Origin of the sequence: Amycolatopsis roodepoortensis (assembly GCF_024628825.1) — a bacterium.
Lineage (GTDB): Bacteria > Actinomycetota > Actinomycetes > Mycobacteriales > Pseudonocardiaceae > Amycolatopsis > Amycolatopsis roodepoortensis.
This window is the reverse complement of the sequence record NZ_CP102415.1, coordinates 3578916-3597115: the sequence shown is the minus strand read 5'-3', so window position 1 is coordinate 3597115 and position 18200 is coordinate 3578916. Positions and strand designations below refer to the sequence as shown.

The window sequence follows — 18200 nt, the reverse complement described above, 5'->3', positions numbered from 1 at the left end:
GAAAAGTTCACCAAACCAGGAGCGTGTGCAGTGGCCACTCGGCCCCCCGTGAGCCTGCCGAAGCTGTCCCGGCGCAGCCGGATACTGCTCATCATCGCCGCCGTAGTCATTCTGGCCCTGCTGCTGGGCGCGAGACTGCTGGACACCTACGTCGACTGGTTGTGGTTCGGCGAGGTCGGCGCCCGCACGGTGTTCAGCACGGTGTTGATCACTCGTGTGATCTTGTTCTTCGCCGTAGGGCTCCTGGTGGGCGGGGCGCTCGCGATCAGTTTGATGATCGCGTACCGGTCCAGGCCCGTCTTCGTGCCGATTTCCGGCAACGACGACCCGCTCGCGCGCTACCGGTCGGCGATCGTCGGCCGGATCCGCCTGTTCGGCATCGGCATCCCGGTGCTCACCGGGCTCATCGCCGGCGCGTCCGCGCAGAGCGACTGGCAGGTCGTGCAGCTGTTCCTGAACGGCACCCGGTTCGGGCAGACCGATCCCGAGTTCGGCAACGACGTCGGCTTCTACGCCTTCGACCTGCCGTTCTACAACTGGCTCCTGGGCTGGCTGTTCATCTCGGTCGTCATCGCGTTCTTCGGCGCGCTGATCTCGCACTACATCTTCGGCGGCATCCGGCTCGCGGGTAAGGGCGGTCAGCTCGCCGGCCCGACCCGCGCCCAGCTCGCCATCACCATCGGCATCTTCGTGCTGCTGAAGGCGGTCGAGTACTTCTTCGACCGCTACAACCTGCTGCTCTCGGACCGCGGGGCACCGCTGTTCGTCGGTGCGACCTACACCGACCTGAACGCCGTCTTGCCCGCGAAGCTGATCCTCCTGTGCATCTCGGTGATCTGCGCCGTCGCGTTCTTCGCCGGCGCGTTCCTCCGCAACCTGCAGCTGCCCGCGATCGCGCTGGTGCTGCTGATCCTGTCGAACGTGCTCGTCGGTGTCGCGTGGCCCGCGGTGCTCGACCAGTTCTCGGTGCGTCCCAACGCGAACGAGAAGGAATCCGCGTCGATCCAGCGCAACATGGACGCGACCCGTCAGGCGTTCGGCCTGACCAACGTCGAGTACAAGGACTACACCGGCAAGTCCGAGGCGACCTCCGCGGAGATCAAGGCGGACAAGGGGACCGTCCCGAACATCCGGCTCCTCGACCCGAACGTCCTCAGCGACACGTTCACCCAGCGCGTCGGCCGTGAGAACTTCTACGGCTTCCCGTCCAAGCTGGACATCGACCGCTACACCCTCAACGGGGTCACGCAGGACTACATCGTCGCGGCCAAGGAGATCAAGACCGAGGGCCTCACCGGCAACCAGACGAACTGGATCAACAAGCACCTCGTCTACACGCACGGGAACGGGTTCGTCGCCGCGCCGGCCAACACGATCGACCGCGCGCTGAAGGACGCCAACTCCGACGGCGGCTACCCGATCGCCACCACCAGCGACACCCAGAACCCGTCGGGCGCGGGGTCGACCGACCCGAGCAAGCCGGGCATCAAGGTGGACGAGCCCCGTATCTACTACGGCGAGCTCGCGACCGACGCCGCGTACGCGATCGTCGGCGGCAAGGCGGGGCAGGCGCCCGGCGAGTACGACACCGCCGTCGACCGCGCCTACATCTACAAGGGTTCCGGCGGCGTGCCGATCGACAACTGGTTCAACCGCCTCGTTTTCGCCGCCGAGTACGGAGAGCGCAACATCCTCTTCTCCGACGCCATCGGCGACGGATCGAAGATCATGTTCAACCGCGAACCGCGGGACCGGGTCGCCAAGATCGCCCCGTGGCTGACGCTCGACGGCGACCCGTACCCGGCGGTCGTCGACGGCAAGATCAAGTGGATCGTCGACGGCTACACGACGATGAACAACTTCCCGTACGCCCAGCAGACCCAGCTCGGCCAGGCGACCAACGACTCGCTCAGCGGCACCACCCGCCAGGCGAACTCTTCGATCAACTACATCCGCAACTCGGTCAAGGCCACCGTCGACGCGTTCGACGGCACCGTGACCCTGTACGGCGTCGAGGACAACGAGCCGGTGCTCAACGCCTGGAAGCAGGTCTTCCCGGGGCTGGTCAAGCCGAGCAGTGAGATCTCGCCGGACCTGCGGTCGCACTTCCGCTACCCCGAAGACCTCTTCAAGGTGCAGCGGGAACTCCTGTCGAAGTACCACGTGAACAACCCCGCGGAGTTCTACGCCCAGCAGGCCTTCTGGAGCGTTCCGCAGGATCCGACGCAGGAAGGCGGCGTGAACGCGTCCGCCTCCGGGATCGCCAACCAGCCCGGCTACTACGTCCTGGCCACCGCGCCTGGCGACACCAAGTCGCGGTTCCAGCTCACCAGTTCGCTGACCGGTCTCCAACGGCAGTATCTGGCGGCCTGGATGTCGGTGTCTTCGGATCCCGAGGACTACGGGAAGATGCGCGTCCTCAGACTGCCGACAGGCGCCAGCGGATCCACCCAGGTGGACGGTCCCGTCCAGGTCCAGAACAGATTCCAAAGTGACCCACGGGTCGCGCAGGACCGGACGCTGTTCAACAACCCGAACGTCACCGTCACCTACGGGAACCTGATCACGCTGCCCGTCGCCAACGGCTTCCTCTACGTGGAACCGGTCTACATCCGGCAGCGGAACCAGCTGAGCTATCCGCAGCTGGCGCGGGTCCTGGTCTCCTACGGCACCAAGATCGGGTTCGCGCCGACGCTGAACGAAGCGCTCGACCAGGTCTTCGGCGCGGGCACGGGCTCCGGGGTCACACCGCCGCAGACCGGCGGCACCCCCGGACCCACGACGCCTCCGCCGCCGGGCACGACGACGCCGCAGCCGCCCTCCAGCGGAAACCCGGCGCTCGACAAGGCCGCGGGCGACATGCACGACGCCTGGGTCAAGTTCCGCGCGGCCCAGCAATCCGGGAACTACGCCGACCAGGGTGCTGCCCTGGCCGCACTCGAAGCCGCCTCCAAGGCCTACGAGTCGGCCAAGGCCAGCCCGCCGGCGTCCGGTGCGCCCCCGACCTCCGGCCAGCCCGGAGGGTGACGTCGCTTACCTAAAGGGCACCTGCTTTGCGCCTGCTCGAAACGCAGGCGTAAGGTAGGTGTCACGACGCGGGGTGGAGCAGCTCGGTAGCTCGCTGGGCTCATAACCCAGAGGTCGCAGGTTCAAATCCTGTCCCCGCTACAGAGGTAGGAGGCCCGTGTCTGCGGAAAACGCAGACACGGGCCTCTTTCGCATTTGTCCCGGGGGTCGAACCCCCGGACCCCCGCCAGGAGGGCTCCGCCCCCTGGACCCCCGGGCGTCGGTCGCGTGGGGTGCCCGAGGTGGCGGGGGGAGCGAGGGACCTTTGCTATCGCGTGGGGGCGACCCAGCAGACGTAGCCATCGGGGCGGTACAGGACGGCATCCGTCGACGGCCACGGCAGCGTGGTGACCAGCTGGGTGGTCAGACGGGGTGAGTGGGCGTGAGCCCGGGCGGCATCGACGTGGGCCTGAGTGGTCGTCAGGAGCACGAAGCCGCCATCGCGGAACAGGGTGCTGGGACGCAGCGGGCCGGCTTCGGTGGCGACGTCCTGGTCGGTCAGACGCGAGCCGAGCGCGGGATGCGACGTCCCGTGCGTCGCGTAGCGGATCCCGAGGCCGGAAACCATGCCCGACAGGTACCGGCTCACCTCGGGTAGCTCCGCAAGGTCACCGAAGAGGGCGCGAAGCGCGCGAGACTCGTGAGAGCGCGGAGTCAGCCCCAGCTGAGCGGCGACGTTGTGCAGCACCTGAGCGCCCACGGGGTGCCGCTCGGCCTCGTAGGTGTCGAGCAGGTCGTCACCAGCCCAGCCGCGCACTGTCGCGGCGAGCTTCCAACCCAAATTCATCGCGTCCTGCACACCCAGGTTCAGTCCCTGGCCACCTGCCGGGAAATGGATGTGCGCGGCATCCCCTGCCAGCAGCACCCGGCCGACGCGGTAGCGCTCCGCCTGCCGCGCCGCGTCGGAGAACTGTGACGCCCAGCGGATTTCCGACACCGTCGCCGTCTCGCCGTACGAGTCGAGCAGGGCCTGCCGGACTTCGTCGTGCGAGATGGCGGACCGGATGTCCTTGGGGCGCGAGGCTCGATCGCCGTACACGAACCGGTAGAGCCCCGGCTCTCCCAGCGGAATCAGGCCTTTGAACGTGGTCGCCCCGGTCGGCTCGCCGACGTTCCGCATCGTTCGCCACTGTTTTTGCGCACCGGCGGGGATTTTGTCGAACAGGACGTCCGCGACCACCCCGTAGCCTTCACCGTCCACCCCGGGAAAGTCCACGTCGAGTCCTTTGCGTACAACGCTTCGAGCGCCGTCGCAGCCGACGAGGAACTTCGCGTGCAGCCGGTTCTCGCCACTGTCTGTTCGGTACCGAACAGAGACAAAGTCCTTGTCCTGCACGAAATCGATTACTTCGGCGCCGCGGACCACCTTTGTTCCTTGTGCGGCAAGCCGTTCCTCCAGGTACGCCTCGACCTGTGCCTGCGGAATCCCCAGTTGGAAAGGGAATCGAGTGTCCCAGCCGTCGTAGCCGATCGGGATCATCGCGAAATGCCCGTCCTGCACCGTCGCGAACGAACGCTCCTCGGCGCCGTCCAGAAGTCCGCGCAGCTCCAGCATTTCCGCGGTCCGCGGCTGCAGGTTCAGCGCCTTCGACAGTCCCGTGCGCTCGTGATGCCGTTCCAGGACCACGACATCGACGCCGGCGAGCGCGAGTTCGTGGGCCAGCATCAGCCCCGTCGGCCCCGCTCCGGCCACGACCACGTCCGTCCCCGGGTTGTTCATACCACTCCTTAACGACGTTAAATTGACCTGCGGCCAGCCTGCCCTTAACATCGTTAAATTGTCAAGGTGCTTCCGCTGGAACGAGGGACAAAAGTGGGTCTGACCAGGCAGGACATCGTCCGCGCCGGGCTTCGGCTGCTCAACGACGTCGGGCTCAACGGGCTGACGCTCCGCCTGATCGCGCAGGAACTCGGCGTCAAGGCGCCCGCGCTGTACTGGCACGTGAAGAACAAGCAGGAGCTGCTCGACGAGATGGCGACGCAGATGTACGCGGACGCGATGCCGGGCCGTGTTCCCGAGGGAACGGGGGAGCGGGAAGCGCTCGAGCTGGCGTCGCGGGCCTTACGCCGGATGATGCTTGCTTACCGTGACGGGGCGAAGGTCTTCTCCGGGACTTTCCTGACCGACGACAGTCTTCTTGGTGACAATCCGTTTCAAGGGCGCGTCGACGCGGGACTCGAACTGCACCTGGCCGGACGAGCGTTGTTCACCGTGTACAGCTACGTCATCGGTTTCACCATCGAAGAGCAGGCCGTTTACCCGGTTCCGGGCGAACGGGACCCGCGTTACGACGTCACGCCCACGGCCTGGGTGTTCGACGAGGACATCGAGGGCAGGTTCGCCGACGGGCTGACCATGGTGCTCAACGGCGTCTTCGGCTGGCTCGATGACAAAGTCGCGCCATAACACCTGGTCAAAGGCTCTTCGGGAAGTTAGGGGTACCCGCCTGAAAGCCGGTTTCACCCCCATGTAATCTATTAACACAACGACGCGGGGTGGAGCAGCTCGGTAGCTCGCTGGGCTCATAACCCAGAGGTCGCAGGTTCAAATCCTGTCCCCGCTACTGAAGAAAACGAAGCGCGGATCTGCGGAAATCGCAGATCCGCGCTTCTTCGTTTCCGGGATCCCGTGGTTCGCACGGTGCTCACTCCCTGTCGTTGGTCGGGGCGGGGGACCGGTACCGCTGTCCGTGGCCGTCGCCGGTTGCGTAGCGTGTCCGGTCCATTGTGGACAGGCGTAGCGCGTTGGGCCGAATGAGCGCATATCACTAGCCACAATGGACAGATGTGCTGACCACAGTGGACACAGGTTCCGAAAAGTGGGACCGTAGAGGACGTGTCCGAATTGAATGCAACAGCCGCCGCACTGCTCGGTCTTCTCCACGACGGTCCCGCCACGGGCGGGCAACTGGTCGCGGGGGCGGGTGAGCGTTTCGGCGCCTTCTTCAGCGTGACCCGCAGCCAGGTGTACCGCGAGCTCCCCGCCTTGTCGAAGGAGGGCCTCGTCCGCCTCGGCAAGCAGGGCCCGCGGTCGAGCCAGCAGTACCTCATCACCGCGGCGGGCAAGAAGGCGTTCAAGACGTGGCTGACCTCCGAAGCCGGTCCTGACCACCTCCGCAGCCCGCTGATCCTGCGTCTCGTGCACGCCGGTTCGCTGACGGTCAAGCAGCGTTCGGCCCTGCTCGAGTCGGCCCGCGCGAGCTACACGCAGCAGCTCGACGAGGCCAAGGCCGCCACCAAGGCCGCCGACGGCCCGTACGCCAAGGCCGTCGCCGAGTTCGCGCAGGCGCAGGCGAAAGCCGCACTGAAACTGCTGGATTCCATCCCCCAGTCCTGACCCGGACAGGTGCCCACGGCCGGTTCCCCGCAACCGGTCGTGGGTTTTGCCGTAACCTTGGCCGACGTGAGTGATGAGTTCGATGCGGCACTGAAGGACCTGGCCGGCAAGCTGACGCAGATCGAGTCGGTGATGGACCTGGATGCGCTGCGTGCCCAGGTGGCCGAGCTGGAGGAACAGGCATCCAGCCCGAACCTCTGGGACGACCCCGAAGCGGCGCAGAAGGTCACCAGCCAGTTGTCCCACCGGCAGAGTGAGCTGCGACGCATTTCCGAGCTGCGGCAGCGGCTCGACGACCTGGGCGTCCTCTACGAACTGGCCGAGGCCGAGGGCGACTCCGCCAGCGTGGCCGAGTCCGAGTCCGAGCTGACGGCGCTCACCAAGGACATCGACGGGCTCGAGGTCCGCACCCTGCTGTCGGGTGAATACGACCCGCGCAACGCCGTGGTCACCATCCGGTCCGAAGCGGGCGGCGTGGACGCGGCCGACTGGGCCGAGATGCTGCTCCGGATGTACCTGCGGTGGGCGGAGCGCCACAACTACCCGACGGACGTCTACGACATCTCCTACGCCGAGGAAGCGGGCATCAAGTCCGCCACCTTCAAGGTGAGCGCGCCCTACGTCTACGGCACGCTCTCGGTCGAGCAGGGCACGCACCGGCTGGTGCGCATCTCGCCGTTCGACAACCAGAGCCGCCGCCAGACCTCCTTCGCGCACGTCGAGGTGATGCCCGAGGTCGAGGAGGTCGACCACGTCGACATCCCCGAGAAGGACATCCGCGTCGACGTGTACCGCTCGTCCGGCCCCGGTGGGCAGAGCGTGAACACGACGGACTCGGCGGTGCGGATCACGCACATCCCGACCGGCGTGGTCGTTTCGTGCCAGAACGAGAAGTCGCAGCTGCAGAACAAGGCGGCCGCGATGAAGGTCCTCCAGGCGCGGCTGCTGCAGCGGAAGAAGGAGGAGGAGCGCGCCGAGATGGACGCGCTCAAGGACGGCGGCTCCAGCTGGGGCAACCAGATGCGCTCCTACGTGCTGCACCCGTACCAGATGGTCAAGGACCTGCGGACCGAGTTCGAGGTCGGCAACCCGTCGTCGGTGCTCGACGGCGAGATCGACGGTTTCCTGGAGGCCGGCATCCGCTGGCGCAAGCAGTCCGGAGCCGCGTAACAACCCTGCGTGAGAGAGCAAGGGACCTTTGCTATCACTTTCCGGGAGAGAGTGACAGCAAAGGTCCCTTGCTCGCTTGGCCGCCGGGACCGGGCTACCCGGGCTTAACGACGGGCATGGGTAGTATGCCGAACCGTGATCCGGCTCGAAGAGGTTTCCAAGGTCTACAAGACCTCGACCCGTCCCGCCCTTGAGCGGGTGTCGGTCGAGATCGACAAAGGCGAGTTCGTCTTCCTGATCGGTCCCTCGGGATCCGGGAAGTCGACCTTCCTGCGTCTCCTGCTGCGCGAAGAGGTGCCGAGCAAGGGTCGCGTCATGGTCTCCAACTTCGACGTCGCCAAGCTCGCCCGTCGCCGGGTGCCGCGGCTGCGGCAGACCATCGGCTGCGTGTTCCAGGACTTCCGTCTGCTGTCGAACAAGACCGTCGCCGAGAACGTCGCCTTCGCGCTCGAAGTCATCGGCAAGCCGCGCCCCACGATCCGCAAGGTCGTGCCCGAGGTGCTCGAACTCGTCGGCCTCGACGGCAAGGCCGACCGTCTCCCCAACGAACTCTCCGGTGGTGAGCAGCAGCGCGTCGCGATCGCCCGCGCGTTCGTGAACCGCCCGCTCGTGCTGCTCGCCGACGAGCCGACCGGGAACCTGGACCCCGACACCAGCCAGGACATCATGTTGCTGCTGGAGCGGATCAACCGCACCGGCACGACGGTGCTGATGGCCACCCACGACCATTCGATCGTGGACTCGATGCGGCGAAGGGTCGTCGAGCTCCAGCTCGGCAAGGTCATCCGTGACGACGCCCGAGGCGTCTACGGCATCGGCCGCTGACCGGCCCCGCCCTCCTCCGTAACCCACGACTTCCAAGGGACATCAACCCCGATGCGCGCCAGTTTCGTCTTCAGCGAGGTAGTCACCGGCTTGCGCCGGAACGTCACGATGACCATCGCGATGATCCTCACCACCGCGGTCTCCCTCGCCATGCTCGGCTTCGGCCTGCTGGCCGTCGGCACGATCGACAAGATGAAGGCCAACTTCCTCGCCGACGTCGAGGTTTCGGTCTATCTGGTCAACGACATCAGCGCGGGTGACCCGAACTGCTCGCAGTCCGCTTGCCAGACGCTGCGCCAGGACCTACAGGGCAACGAAGGCGTCGAGTCGGTCGTCTTCGAGAACCGAGAGCAGTCCTACGAGCGGTTCAAGAAGATGTTCGAGAGCCAGCCGGAACTGCTCGCGCTGACCGGGCCGGAGGCGCTGCCCGCGTCGCTCCACGTCAAGCTGAAGAACCCCGAGCGCAGCCAGGCGATCATCCAGGAGTACACCGGCAAACCCGGCGTCTCCAAGGTCGACGACCAGCAGAAAGCGCTCGACCGCGTGTTCAACGCCCTCAACGGTGTGCGGAACCTGGCCTTCGGCGCCGCGCTGATCATGGCCATCGCCGCGCTGCTGCTGATCGCCAACACGATCCAGGTGTCGGCGTTCACCCGGCGCACCGAGGTCGGCATCATGCGGCTGGTCGGCGCGACCCGCTGGTACACGCAGCTGCCGTTCCTCCTGGAGGCGGTGGTCGCCGGCCTGGTCGGTGCGATCATCGGGATCGTCTTCCTGATCCTGACCAAGGTGCTGTTGCTCGACTTGGTGCTCACGGGAGACGTGTTCCCCGCGGTCGGCATGCTCGAATTGCTGTTCCCGGTGGCGCCGATCCTGCTCGCCGTCTCGATCGTCATCTCGGCGATCACCGGCTACGTGACGCTGCGCCTGTACGTGCGCCACTAGCCGCCCGATAACCACCTGCCCGAACACAGAAACTCACGTAGAGTCGCCGCTATGCCCAAGGAACGTGGACACAAGGTGATCGTGTCGAACCGCAAGGCTCGCCACGATTACTCCATCCTCGACACCTACGAAGCCGGTCTCGTGCTCGTCGGTACCGAGGTGAAGAGCCTGCGTGAAGGACGGGCATCGCTGGCCGACGCGTTCGCCACGGTGGACGACGGCGAGGTCTGGCTCCGCAACGTGCACATCCCGGAGTACGTGCAGGGCACGTGGACGAACCACACGCCCCGGCGCACCCGGAAACTGCTGCTCCACCGCCAGGAGATCGAGAAGCTCATCGGCAAGACCAAGGAGAGCGGCCTTTCGCTGGTCCCGCTGTCGATGTACTTCAAGGACGGCAAGGTCAAGGTCGAGATCGCGCTGGCGAAGGGCAAGAAGTCCTACGACAAGCGGCAGGACATCGCCAAGCGGGACGCGGAGCGCACCATCAGCCGGGCCATGGGCCGGGCGCTCAAGGGCCGGTACAACGATTGATCCACGGGCCCGCCTCCGACGCCGAGATCCCCGGCTGGATCTCGGCGCTCGGCATCGACGGGCTCGTGGACCTGCACCTGCACTTCCTGCCGAAGCCGGTCATGGACAAGGTGTGGGCCTACTTCGACCAGGCCGAAGAGCACTACGGCATGGCCTGGCCGGTGCACTACCGCACGCCGGAAGAAGAGCGCATCGAAACCCTGCGCTCGTTCGGTGTGCGCAAGTTCGCACCGCTGGTCTATCCGCACAAGCCGGGGATGGCCGAATGGCTGACCTCGTGGGCGCTGGAGTTCGCGGAACGCGTTCCGGAGGCGGTGCCGACCGGCACGTTCTACCCGGAGCCCGGCGCGCTGTCCGTTGTGGACGGTGCGCTGCGCGCGGGCGCCCGCTGTTTCAAGGCACACGTCCAGGTCGGCGCCTACGACCCGCGTGACGAGCTGCTGGACGGCGTCTGGGGCGCGCTGGCGGACGCCGGCGTCCCGGTGGTCGTCCACTGTGGACACGGTCCGTTGAAGGGCGCCTACACCGGGCTACGGCTGTTCGAGGAGATCCTGGTCCGGCATCCCAGCCTGACCCTGGTGCTCGCGCACGCCGGCATGCCGGAGATCGACTTCGCGTTCGAGCTGGCCAGGAGGTATCCGCGCGTGTACCTCGACACCACGATGGTCGGGGTGGAGTTCACCTCGCGCGGCAATCCGCTCCCGCCGGACTGGCAGGATCTGCTGGCGGAGTTCCCCGATCGCGTCGTGCTCGGCACCGACTTCCCCAACATCCCGTACTCGTACGCCACACAGCTGCGGGCGATCGCCGGCTGGGCCGCCGACGATCGCCTGGGTGAGCCGTTCCTGCGGGCGGTGCTGCACGACACGCCCGCGAAACTGCTCAGCGTTTGAGTTGCGCCACCTCGGTGACCGAGACGGCGCGGCCGAGTAGCCGCGTCCCCAGCTCCGAAACCTGGATCTGCTTGCCCGCCAGGAGGAATCCGCCCGTCGCCAGCGCCACCCACGGCGCCGGGCCCTGGGCGAGACCGTCGCTCAGCGGGGCGAAACCGTGCGCGGCCAGCCCGAGCAGACCGCCCGCGATCGCCAGCCCGGCCACCACCAGCTGAGGCGTGTGGGCGGTCGACGCGGGGCCGGAACCCTGCGTTTCGAAACGGGCGAACATGCGCAGCAGACCGAAGAGCACCAGCCCACAGGCGCCGAGCCACGCGGGGAGCATCGTCAGCCACAGCACGGAACCCGGTTCGGGGGTTTCGTAACCCAGCCCGTAGACCGCGATCCCGGAGACGACGATCAGCGCCGGCATGTGCCACAGGTAGACGCTCATGAACCGCGGGCCGATCCACTTCAGCGCGGCGTCGAGGTTCGGCCGTGCGGCCAGGGCGTTCAGCTGCGGTTTGAAGGCCAGCAGGAGCCCGATCTGGCCGATCGCGAGGAAGGCCAGCAGCACGGTCGGCGGGCTCATGTTCGACACCGGGGCGCCCGGCATGCCGATCATGCTCGCGGGGTACGGGCCGAAGGCGACCATCAGCGCGGTGATGCCGAATCCGGCAGCCGACATGCCCAGCGCGGCGTTGCGGCTCAGCGAGCCGAGACGGCCTTGCGTGTAGTGGAAACCGAGCTGGTGCACGGCCATCCAGACGAAGACGGCGTTCGCGAAACCGATCAGGCCGAGGTCGTTGAAGCGGGCGACGTCGACGAGGACGGCGGCGGCGAGCATCACGAGCGGGACTTTCAGGCCCCAGCGGCGATGTGCCGCGGCCAGCATCGGGGTGAGCAGCACGGTGAGCACATACACGGCCAGGAACCACAGCAGCTGCGCGGCGATCGCGCCGCCGACCTGCAGCGGCTGCTCCGGAATGCCCATGCCGCGCAGGATGTCCGGGACGAACAGCCAGACGGCCACCAGCGGCAGCACCGGGATCATCAGCCGCTTGAGGCGGGCCGCGAGCCAGAAACGGGAACTTTCCGCGCGGCTCAACGAGATCAGGTTCGCCGCGCCGCCGGCGAAGAAAACTAAGGGCATTACTTGCGACAGCCAGGTCAAAAGCCACCAGCCGGGGGTCGCGAGGGCGTTCCCGGTCGAGAGATGGCCGTCGGCGTACGAGAGCACCGGCATTCCCCAGTGCTGGACGACGACCGCGAGGATCGCGACCGCTCGGACGATGTCCAGGAACCTGTCCCGGCCCTGCTTCCCGCTTGTGTGCATGGAAAAGAGCCTGGTGCTTGGAGGCCGCGAAAACAGCGGTGCGGGCCGCCGTATCGATCTTCCTGTTTTCGCCCTCGGAAGGTGGAGTTTTCCCTACCCCACGCCGTCGGTCTCGGGCTCCGGGAGCGGGGCGGGACACAGCCGGAATTCCCAGCAGTCGTCCTCGGCGAGACCGAGTTCGTAGCGGGTCTCGATCTTCGGCCCGTCGTGCAGATGGACGTGTTTGAGGACGGTGCCCGCGACGGGCTCGGTGTCACCGAGCTCCTGGACGCGTCCGTCGAGTGGGCCGCCGAAGAAGCGGGCGCTGTGGGAGGGCCTGTCGGTCATGGGTCCTCCTCGGTTCGGCTCGGCACTCACCTGACAGTCTGCCCATGTTAGGTGAGTGACGGCTTCGCCACCAAGAGCTACTTCAGCGTCCTAAGTAAGTGAGCACCGCGCGGACCCGGCGGTGTTCCACCGAACTCGCTTCGAGGCCGAGCTTCGAGAAGATGTTGCCGATGTGCTTTTCGACCGCGCCGTGCGAAACGACGAGCGAGTTCGCGATCGCGGTGTTCGACAGGCCCTGCGCCATCAGCCCCAGCACTTCGGACTCGCGGGCGGTGAGCGCGTCGAGCGGGTTCTTGCGGCCACGGGCCATCAGCTGCGCGATGACGTCCGGGTCGATCGCCGTGCCACCGCCGGCGACACGTTTGACCGCGTCGAGGAAATCCCCGACGTCGGCGACGCGTTCCTTGAGCAGGTAACCGACTCCGCCCGCGCCGCCGGACAGGAGCTCGACCGCGTAGCTCTCCTCGACGTATTGGGAGAGCACGAGAACCGGCAGGCCCGGGATGACCTCGCGGGCGCCCAGTGCCGCGCGCAGGCCCTCATCGGTGAAGGTGGGCGGCATGCGCACGTCGACGATCGCAAGGTCCGGCCGGTGTTCCTTGACCGCAACCAGCAGGTCTTCGCCGTTGTCCACGGCGGCGACGGTCTCGATGTCCTCGTCGGCGAGCAGGCGGATCACCCCCGCGCGCAACAGAACCGCGTCTTCGGCGATGACAACCCGCATGCTGCCCCCAGCGTCGTGAGTGAATGGCAGAGCCTATTCACTCACGAGCGGGTCACCATTGGCACGGCAGGTCCGCGCGAATCACCGTCGGGCCACCGGGCGGGCTGACGACGGTGATCACGCCGTCGATCGTGGCCGCCCGGTCGGCGAGCCCGGCGAGGCCGCCACCTGGCCGGACTTCGGCGCCGCCGTGCCCGTTGTCGGTGATCTCGACGATGACCATCGCTTCGGTGCGCCACACCTTCACGCCCGCTTCGGTCGCTCCCGAATGCTTCGCGATGTTCGTCAGTGTCTCGCCGACGATGAAGTAGGCCGTCGTCTCGACCGCCGCCGGGGGCCGCGGTTCGACGTCCACCTCGACGTCGACGTGGATCGGCGATTTCGCGGCCTGCGCGGACAAGGCGGCGTCGAGACCGCGGTCGCCGAGCACGGCCGGGTAGATCCCGCGGGCGAGATCGCGCAGTTCCGACACCGCGAGTTTGGCGTCGAGATGGGCCTCGTCGATCAGTTCGCGCACCGCGGCCGGGTCCTGGTCGAACTTCGACTTCGCGCGGCCGAGGCTCATCGCGACGGCGACCAGGCGCTGCTGGGCGCCGTCGTGCAGATCGCGCTCGATGCGGCGGCGTTCGGCCTCGGCGGCGTCGACACCGCGAGCCCGCGACGCCTGCAGTCGCTCGGCCTTCTGCTCCAGCTTCGCGGCGCGGTTCGGTCCGAGCAGCGAGTACGCCAGGTTGCCGTGCAGCCACCCGACCCACGGGGTCACCCAGATCGCCATCGGCAGCAGCACGATCGACGCGATCGCGATCGGCAGCTCCAGACAGGCCAACGGGAACGCCGCCATCAGGTAGGCGAGGTCGCGCCACGTCGTCGCGTCGGTCAAGCGGGTCAGCCAGCGCTTGACCAGCGAAAGCCCCTCGACCGGCAGGCGTTCGACCGGCTCGAGCGGAGTTTCGAGCATCGTGCGCGCCCAGCCCCGCTCGCGGTCGGCGGACCAGCGGATGAAGCTGGTCGTGGCCATGAGGATGGGGAAGCCGATCCACACCACCGCCGTCGCGATGCCGACCGCCAGGCCGACGACGATGAGAACGAACTGGAGGAGCCGGAACACGAAGCTGACGATCATGTAGACGATCGACCGCAACGGCCGGGGGCGGGGGATCCCCACCTGCTGTACCTGCTGGTCGATCGTCATCCGTGAACCTCGCCCCATGAATCCTCCAGACGGCGGCGCTGGGCGTGGGTCGGCCCGAGCAGCGCCGTCGCCAGCCGGGCGTGCATCCCGGCCAGCGCCTTCGTCAACGCTACCGAGAGGGCGATGCAGAGCACGCCGAGCGCCGCCCAAGGCAGCGCCGAAACCGTCGAATCGACGGTGAACCACGCGTTCTCCCAGGTTGGGAAGCGGTACTCACCGCCGGGGAGGAAGCGGTAGTAGATCGGCAGGCCGGCGAGGCCGAGGCTGGTCGACCAGAACGCCGTGACCAGGACGAACTCGACGATCCCGAGCGGGAAGAGCAGGAAGAAGTAGCCGAGGTCGCGCCAGGTCGAGCCGTCCTTCAGCCGCGCCTTCCAGCGCACGGACTGGCCGGCCACGGGCAGCGGGAGATACGGCAGGTCGATGTAGCGATCGAGCAGGGCGTACACCCGGGCGCGCTCCATCCGGGCCGCGCCGCGGACCGTCAGGATCACCAGTGCGAGCAGCGGCAACCCGATCCAGACGATCGCCGTGCCGATGCCCGCCGAGATGAAGGACATCAGGAGCGCGAAGGCCAGGACGCCCATCGGCAGGTTCATCAGCAGGTAGACCAGCGAGCCGCCGAACGACGGATCGGACCTGCTCAGCTCCCGCTCGGCCGCCAGCGAACTCATGGTCGTGCTCCTCTCCTGTTCGAGGAGTCCAGCATCGCGCCCCGCGGGCGTCCGGTGACATGGTGCGCGCGGGCATCTCCCAGGTAGGGCTAGCCCCACCTGCGGGATTAACCCGGTTGCCGCCCGCGTTATGATGTACAGGTTGTGTCCCACCAAGGGGGTGAACGGTTTCGACTTTGGACGTTGAATCAGGAGAAGCGTGCCGGTGCAGGCGAGAGACCACCGTAAGCGTCATCGCAAACCAATAAGCGCCGAGCCTAAGAGCCAGCGCGAGTTCGCTCTTGCTGCCTAAGCAGTAGAGCAACTCTGTCGGTCCGGGGTCGCCTCCGACCCGGTCACCGGCATCAGCTAGGAGGCTTACCGCCACACCCGGCCGCGGGGTGTGGTTGGGAAACAAACAGTGGCTGGGCCCGTCACTTCAGCTTGTTCGCGTGACTGAAGGGGTCAAGTAGAGACATAGCGGACTGCGCACGGAGAAGCCCTGGTGATGCGCCAGAGGACCCGGGTTCAATTCCCGGCACCTCCACTGGTCGACGGAGCGGCCCTGCCCCTGAAGGGGTGGGGCCGCTTCTTTTGTGTGTCGGTCGGGGTTGCGCGTGGGCGCCGGTGCGTTCAATATATGCTTATGTTCAATTTGAATGAACATGATGACTTGTTGAACAAGGAGCTTCACTGTCGGCTCCAAGAGCTGGGGCTCGAGAGTGAAGTACTCAACGGCGTCCTGCTGAAACTCACCACGCGGTCCGGTGCTGCCCGGACCTACGGTGTCGAGTTCAAGCAGCGGATGACCGCGGAACTGGCCACCGCGGTCCACTTCCCACCGTTTCCTCCGCCGCTGCTGTGCACCACGTACCTCAGTGAATCGGTCGCCGAGCGGCTGCGCGCCCGGGGCATCGACTACCTGGACACCGCGGGCAACGCACACCTCGCCTGGGACGACGTCCTGATCGACGTCCGAGGCCGCCGCAAACGCACCGTTCCCGCCGGACGAGCCTCGTCGCGAGCCGCGGGAGCCTTCGGCAGAGCGGGCCTTCAGGTCCTGTTCGTCCTGCTCAGCTGGCCGGAGACGGCCGCCTTCACCTACCGTCGGCTGGCCGAGATGAGCGGTGCGTCGCTCGGGACGGTCAAGACGGTCATCGATGAGCTCACCCGCGCCGGCTACCTGTACGAGCGCGGGGATGAGCGACGGCTCGCCCGCGGAGCCGAGTTGCTCGACCGGTGGTCTGAGGCTTACTCGATCACCCTGGACACTTCGTTGACTCTCGGCGAGTTCGCCGCGGCCGACCTCTCGTGGTGGCGCGACGCGGAAGCCGAGCTGTTTTCCTCGGGGGTCCAGGTGGGCGGCGAAGCCGGCGCGAGCATCATCGATCCGCATCTGCGGCCCGCCTCGCTCACTCTCTACGCCGACCGGCTACCGGCGCAGGCCATCGGCCGGTATCGGTTGGCACGAGCGGAAAACGGCAACGTCCACATCAGACGCCGGTTTTGGCAGGCGCCCGAGCCGGAGTCGTGGATCGTGCCGTCGCCGTTGATCTACGCTGACCTGCTGGCCTCGGGTGATCCGCGTCAGCGCGAGCACGGCGACCGGCTTCGGAGCGGTGATGATCGACTTAAGCGGATCGACCGAACCTGATCTCCGGCTCGCCGCGAGAGTGCTCGCTCGCGTTGATGCCGTAGCGCGCGCGGTGGGTGTGGAGTACCTCGTGGTCGGGGCGACGGCGCGCACGATCTTGTCTATCGGGCTGGTCGGTGGACCACCCGAACGAGCCACCCAGGACATCGACATCGCCGCCGCGATGGGCACCTGGGACGATTTCGAACACTTCGTGAGCCGGCTGGAACGACATGGCCGGAGCGTGCATTCGTTTCTGGTGGAGGGCGTTGAGGTCGATGTGCTGCCTTATGGCGGCATCGAGGACGAAGACCGGACCGTCCTCTGGCCCGACGACCACCGGATGAACGTCCGCGGACTGCGCGAAGCAGTGGCATCGGCCGAGTCGGTGCTCCTGCCCGGCGGGGTCCTCATCAAGGTCCCCGCGGTACCGGCGTTGGCCCTGCTCAAGCTCTTGACCTGGCGGGATCGGCGGGCTACGACCACGCGCGACGCCGTCGACCTCGGGACGATGATCGGCTGGTATTCGTCGGGACCGTATTGGGACCGGCTCTACGACGAGGAGCTCGAAGTCCTCGAACGGCACGGCTTCGATCCGGCGCTCGCTGGTGCCTGGTTACTGGGGTCGCATATGCCCGGTCTGCTGGATGCCGACGGCGTCGGAGTATTGCTCGGAATCGTCGGTGACGAGGACGCAATGGGCCGGCTGGGCAACGACGTTCGTCTCACGCGCGGGCCGGAACTTGTCCGTGTGTTGGCCGAGGGGATCAAGGACGTGGTCTCGTAGGCTCGGGAAATGCGCCTTCATGTGCATCGATGGGGATCAGGTCCGCGTGTCGTTCTCGTGCACGGCGTGCTGCTCGGCGGCAGGGAGGCGTGGCGGGCTCAGCGCCCGTTGACCGAGCGGTGGACGTTGCTCGCGCCGGATCGTCCCGGGCACGGGAAATCGCCGGACGGCGTACAGGATTTCGAAGTCGACGCGGAGTTGATCGCGGAGCAGGTGCTCGACGAGCCCGCGCATCTGGTCGGGCTGTCGTACGGCGCGATCGTCGCGATGCTCGCCGCCGCGCGGCGGCCGGAGATGGTCCGGACGCTCACCGTGGTCGAACCGCCCGCGACCGGGATCGTCCGAGGCGACGAGGTCGTCGACGCATGGGACGCCGAACTGCGGAGGTTCCTCGACGGGCCGCTCGACGATCCACGCGAAGTGTTCAAGGCGTTCTTCCCGCTGGCCGGTGTGCCGTTGCCGATCCCCGATCCGGTACCCGAGACGCTGCGGCGCGGCGCCCGCGCGCTGGTCGGGATGCGGCCGCCGGGAGACGCGGAGCTGCCGCTCGGGACGTTGGCGTCGGCGGATTTCCCGATGCTCGTGATCACCGGGGACCACCGGCCGGAGTACGAGATCATCGCCGACGCGATCGGGGAGGGGGCCGGCGCGCACCGCGGGATCGTGCGGGGGATGGGGCATCTGGTGCCGGATACGGGTGCGCCGTTCAATACCCGGATCGAAACTTTTCTGAATCACGGAGCGTAGCGAAATCTAGATCTTTTTCGTCTCAATTCACCCGCGCCGGGAACTGTCGCGG

17 protein-coding genes, 2 tRNA genes and 1 other RNA gene are annotated in these 18200 nt (G+C 67.0%); 14 read left to right on the top strand and 6 right to left on the bottom strand.

Annotation, left to right across the window (positions count from 1 at the left end; all coding sequences use genetic code 11):
• The first annotated feature begins 48 nt into the window (after positions 1-48).
• Positions 49-3027 (top strand): UPF0182 family protein, encoded by a 2979-nt coding sequence (locus NQK81_RS16680; protein WP_257489773.1) that lies wholly within the window; start codon positions 49-51, stop codon positions 3025-3027.
• A 67-nt stretch (positions 3028-3094) separates the two neighbouring features.
• Positions 3095-3168 (top strand) — tRNA-Met (locus NQK81_RS16675).
• Positions 3169-3334: 166 nt separating this feature from the next.
• Here the strand turns inward: NQK81_RS16675 and NQK81_RS16670 are convergent.
• On the bottom strand, positions 3335-4786 hold the full coding sequence (locus tag NQK81_RS16670; RefSeq protein WP_257489772.1) for an FAD-dependent monooxygenase: 1452 nt from the start codon (positions 4784-4786) through the stop codon (positions 3335-3337).
• 93 nt (positions 4787-4879) lie between these two features.
• Between NQK81_RS16670 and NQK81_RS16665 the strand changes: the two genes are divergently transcribed.
• From NQK81_RS16665 to NQK81_RS16630, 8 genes are all read left to right on the top strand, one after another.
• Positions 4880-5473: a TetR family transcriptional regulator gene (locus NQK81_RS16665; RefSeq protein ID WP_257488934.1), complete on the top strand. Its 594-nt coding sequence runs from the start codon at positions 4880-4882 to the stop codon at positions 5471-5473.
• 83 nt (positions 5474-5556) lie between these two features.
• Positions 5557-5630: transfer RNA gene (locus NQK81_RS16660), tRNA-Met, on the top strand.
• Positions 5631-5902: 272 nt separating this feature from the next.
• Complete coding sequence (locus NQK81_RS16655) at positions 5903-6403, top strand: PadR family transcriptional regulator (protein WP_034322153.1); 501 nt, start codon at positions 5903-5905, stop codon at positions 6401-6403.
• Positions 6404-6469: 66 nt separating this feature from the next.
• Entirely contained in the window at positions 6470-7573 is a 1104-nt protein-coding gene (gene prfB, locus NQK81_RS16650) for a peptide chain release factor 2 (RefSeq protein WP_037345950.1), read from the top strand.
• A gap of 135 nt (positions 7574-7708) precedes the next feature.
• A complete protein-coding gene (gene ftsE / locus NQK81_RS16645; protein ID WP_005168409.1) occupies positions 7709-8398 on the top strand; it encodes a cell division ATP-binding protein FtsE in 690 nt (229 codons plus the stop codon).
• Positions 8399-8449: 51 nt separating this feature from the next.
• The gene (gene ftsX, locus NQK81_RS16640) at positions 8450-9343 is read left to right on the top strand and encodes a permease-like cell division protein FtsX (protein ID WP_126737133.1); all 894 of its coding nucleotides are present in this window, start codon (positions 8450-8452) and stop codon (positions 9341-9343) included.
• A gap of 51 nt (positions 9344-9394) precedes the next feature.
• Positions 9395-9877, top strand: coding sequence for an SsrA-binding protein SmpB (smpB, locus tag NQK81_RS16635; RefSeq protein WP_038518755.1), 483 nt, complete (start codon positions 9395-9397; stop codon positions 9875-9877).
• Positions 9874-10770: an amidohydrolase family protein gene (locus tag NQK81_RS16630; protein ID WP_257488933.1), complete on the top strand. Its 897-nt coding sequence runs from the start codon at positions 9874-9876 to the stop codon at positions 10768-10770. Before smpB ends, NQK81_RS16630 begins: the two co-directional genes overlap by 4 nt.
• Here NQK81_RS16630 and NQK81_RS16625 read toward each other — a convergent pair.
• The 5 genes from NQK81_RS16625 to NQK81_RS16605 all read right to left on the bottom strand — a co-directional run bounded on the left by NQK81_RS16625 (position 10760) and on the right by NQK81_RS16605 (position 15002).
• A complete protein-coding gene (locus tag NQK81_RS16625; RefSeq protein WP_257488932.1) occupies positions 10760-12085 on the bottom strand; it encodes an acyltransferase family protein in 1326 nt (441 codons plus the stop codon). The genes NQK81_RS16630 and NQK81_RS16625 overlap by 11 nt on opposite strands.
• 93 nt (positions 12086-12178) lie before the next feature.
• The gene (locus NQK81_RS16620; protein ID WP_034322139.1) at positions 12179-12412 is read right to left on the bottom strand and encodes a DUF8847 domain-containing protein; all 234 of its coding nucleotides are present in this window, start codon (positions 12410-12412) and stop codon (positions 12179-12181) included.
• Positions 12413-12494: 82 nt separating this feature from the next.
• Entirely contained in the window at positions 12495-13136 is a 642-nt protein-coding gene (locus NQK81_RS16615; RefSeq protein ID WP_126737129.1) for a response regulator transcription factor, read from the bottom strand.
• A 52-nt stretch (positions 13137-13188) separates the two neighbouring features.
• Positions 13189-14328, bottom strand: a complete 1140-nt coding sequence (locus NQK81_RS16610; protein WP_126737128.1) for a sensor histidine kinase — start codon at positions 14326-14328, stop codon at positions 13189-13191.
• Positions 14325-15002 carry a sensor domain-containing protein gene (locus tag NQK81_RS16605; RefSeq protein ID WP_257488931.1) on the bottom strand — a complete coding sequence of 226 codons (678 nt, stop codon included), beginning with the start codon at positions 15000-15002 and terminating at the stop codon, positions 14325-14327. Before NQK81_RS16605 ends, NQK81_RS16610 begins: the two co-directional genes overlap by 4 nt.
• A gap of 156 nt (positions 15003-15158) precedes the next feature.
• Between NQK81_RS16605 and ssrA the strand changes: the two genes are divergently transcribed.
• From ssrA to NQK81_RS16585, 4 genes are all read left to right on the top strand, one after another.
• Positions 15159-15531: a transfer-messenger RNA gene (gene ssrA, locus NQK81_RS16600) on the top strand.
• Positions 15532-15657: 126 nt separating this feature from the next.
• Entirely contained in the window at positions 15658-16635 is a 978-nt protein-coding gene (locus NQK81_RS16595; protein WP_257488930.1) for a type IV toxin-antitoxin system AbiEi family antitoxin, read from the top strand.
• Complete coding sequence (locus NQK81_RS16590; RefSeq protein ID WP_257488929.1) at positions 16559-17401, top strand: nucleotidyl transferase AbiEii/AbiGii toxin family protein; 843 nt, start codon at positions 16559-16561, stop codon at positions 17399-17401. The genes NQK81_RS16595 and NQK81_RS16590 overlap by 77 nt, the downstream gene beginning before the upstream one ends.
• A 9-nt stretch (positions 17402-17410) precedes the next feature.
• A complete protein-coding gene (locus NQK81_RS16585; RefSeq protein WP_257488928.1) occupies positions 17411-18148 on the top strand; it encodes an alpha/beta fold hydrolase in 738 nt (245 codons plus the stop codon).
• Positions 18149-18200: the final 52 nt, after the last annotated feature.

Coding starts and splice junctions, on each gene's coding strand:
- NQK81_RS16670 (WP_257489772.1), bottom strand. CDS start 4,786: ATGAACAACCCGGGGACGGACGTGGTCGTGGCCGGAGCGGGGCCGACG.
- ftsX (WP_126737133.1), top strand. CDS start 8,450: ATGCGCGCCAGTTTCGTCTTCAGCGAGGTAGTCACCGGCTTGCGCCGG.
- smpB (WP_038518755.1), top strand. CDS start 9,395: ATGCCCAAGGAACGTGGACACAAGGTGATCGTGTCGAACCGCAAGGCT.
- NQK81_RS16625 (WP_257488932.1), bottom strand. CDS start 12,085: ATGCACACAAGCGGGAAGCAGGGCCGGGACAGGTTCCTGGACATCGTC.
- NQK81_RS16620 (WP_034322139.1), bottom strand. CDS start 12,412: ATGACCGACAGGCCCTCCCACAGCGCCCGCTTCTTCGGCGGCCCACTC.
- NQK81_RS16615 (WP_126737129.1), bottom strand. CDS start 13,136: ATGCGGGTTGTCATCGCCGAAGACGCGGTTCTGTTGCGCGCGGGGGTG.
- NQK81_RS16610 (WP_126737128.1), bottom strand. CDS start 14,328: ATGACGATCGACCAGCAGGTACAGCAGGTGGGGATCCCCCGCCCCCGG.
- NQK81_RS16605 (WP_257488931.1), bottom strand. CDS start 15,002: ATGAGTTCGCTGGCGGCCGAGCGGGAGCTGAGCAGGTCCGATCCGTCG.
- NQK81_RS16585 (WP_257488928.1), top strand. CDS start 17,411: ATGCGCCTTCATGTGCATCGATGGGGATCAGGTCCGCGTGTCGTTCTC.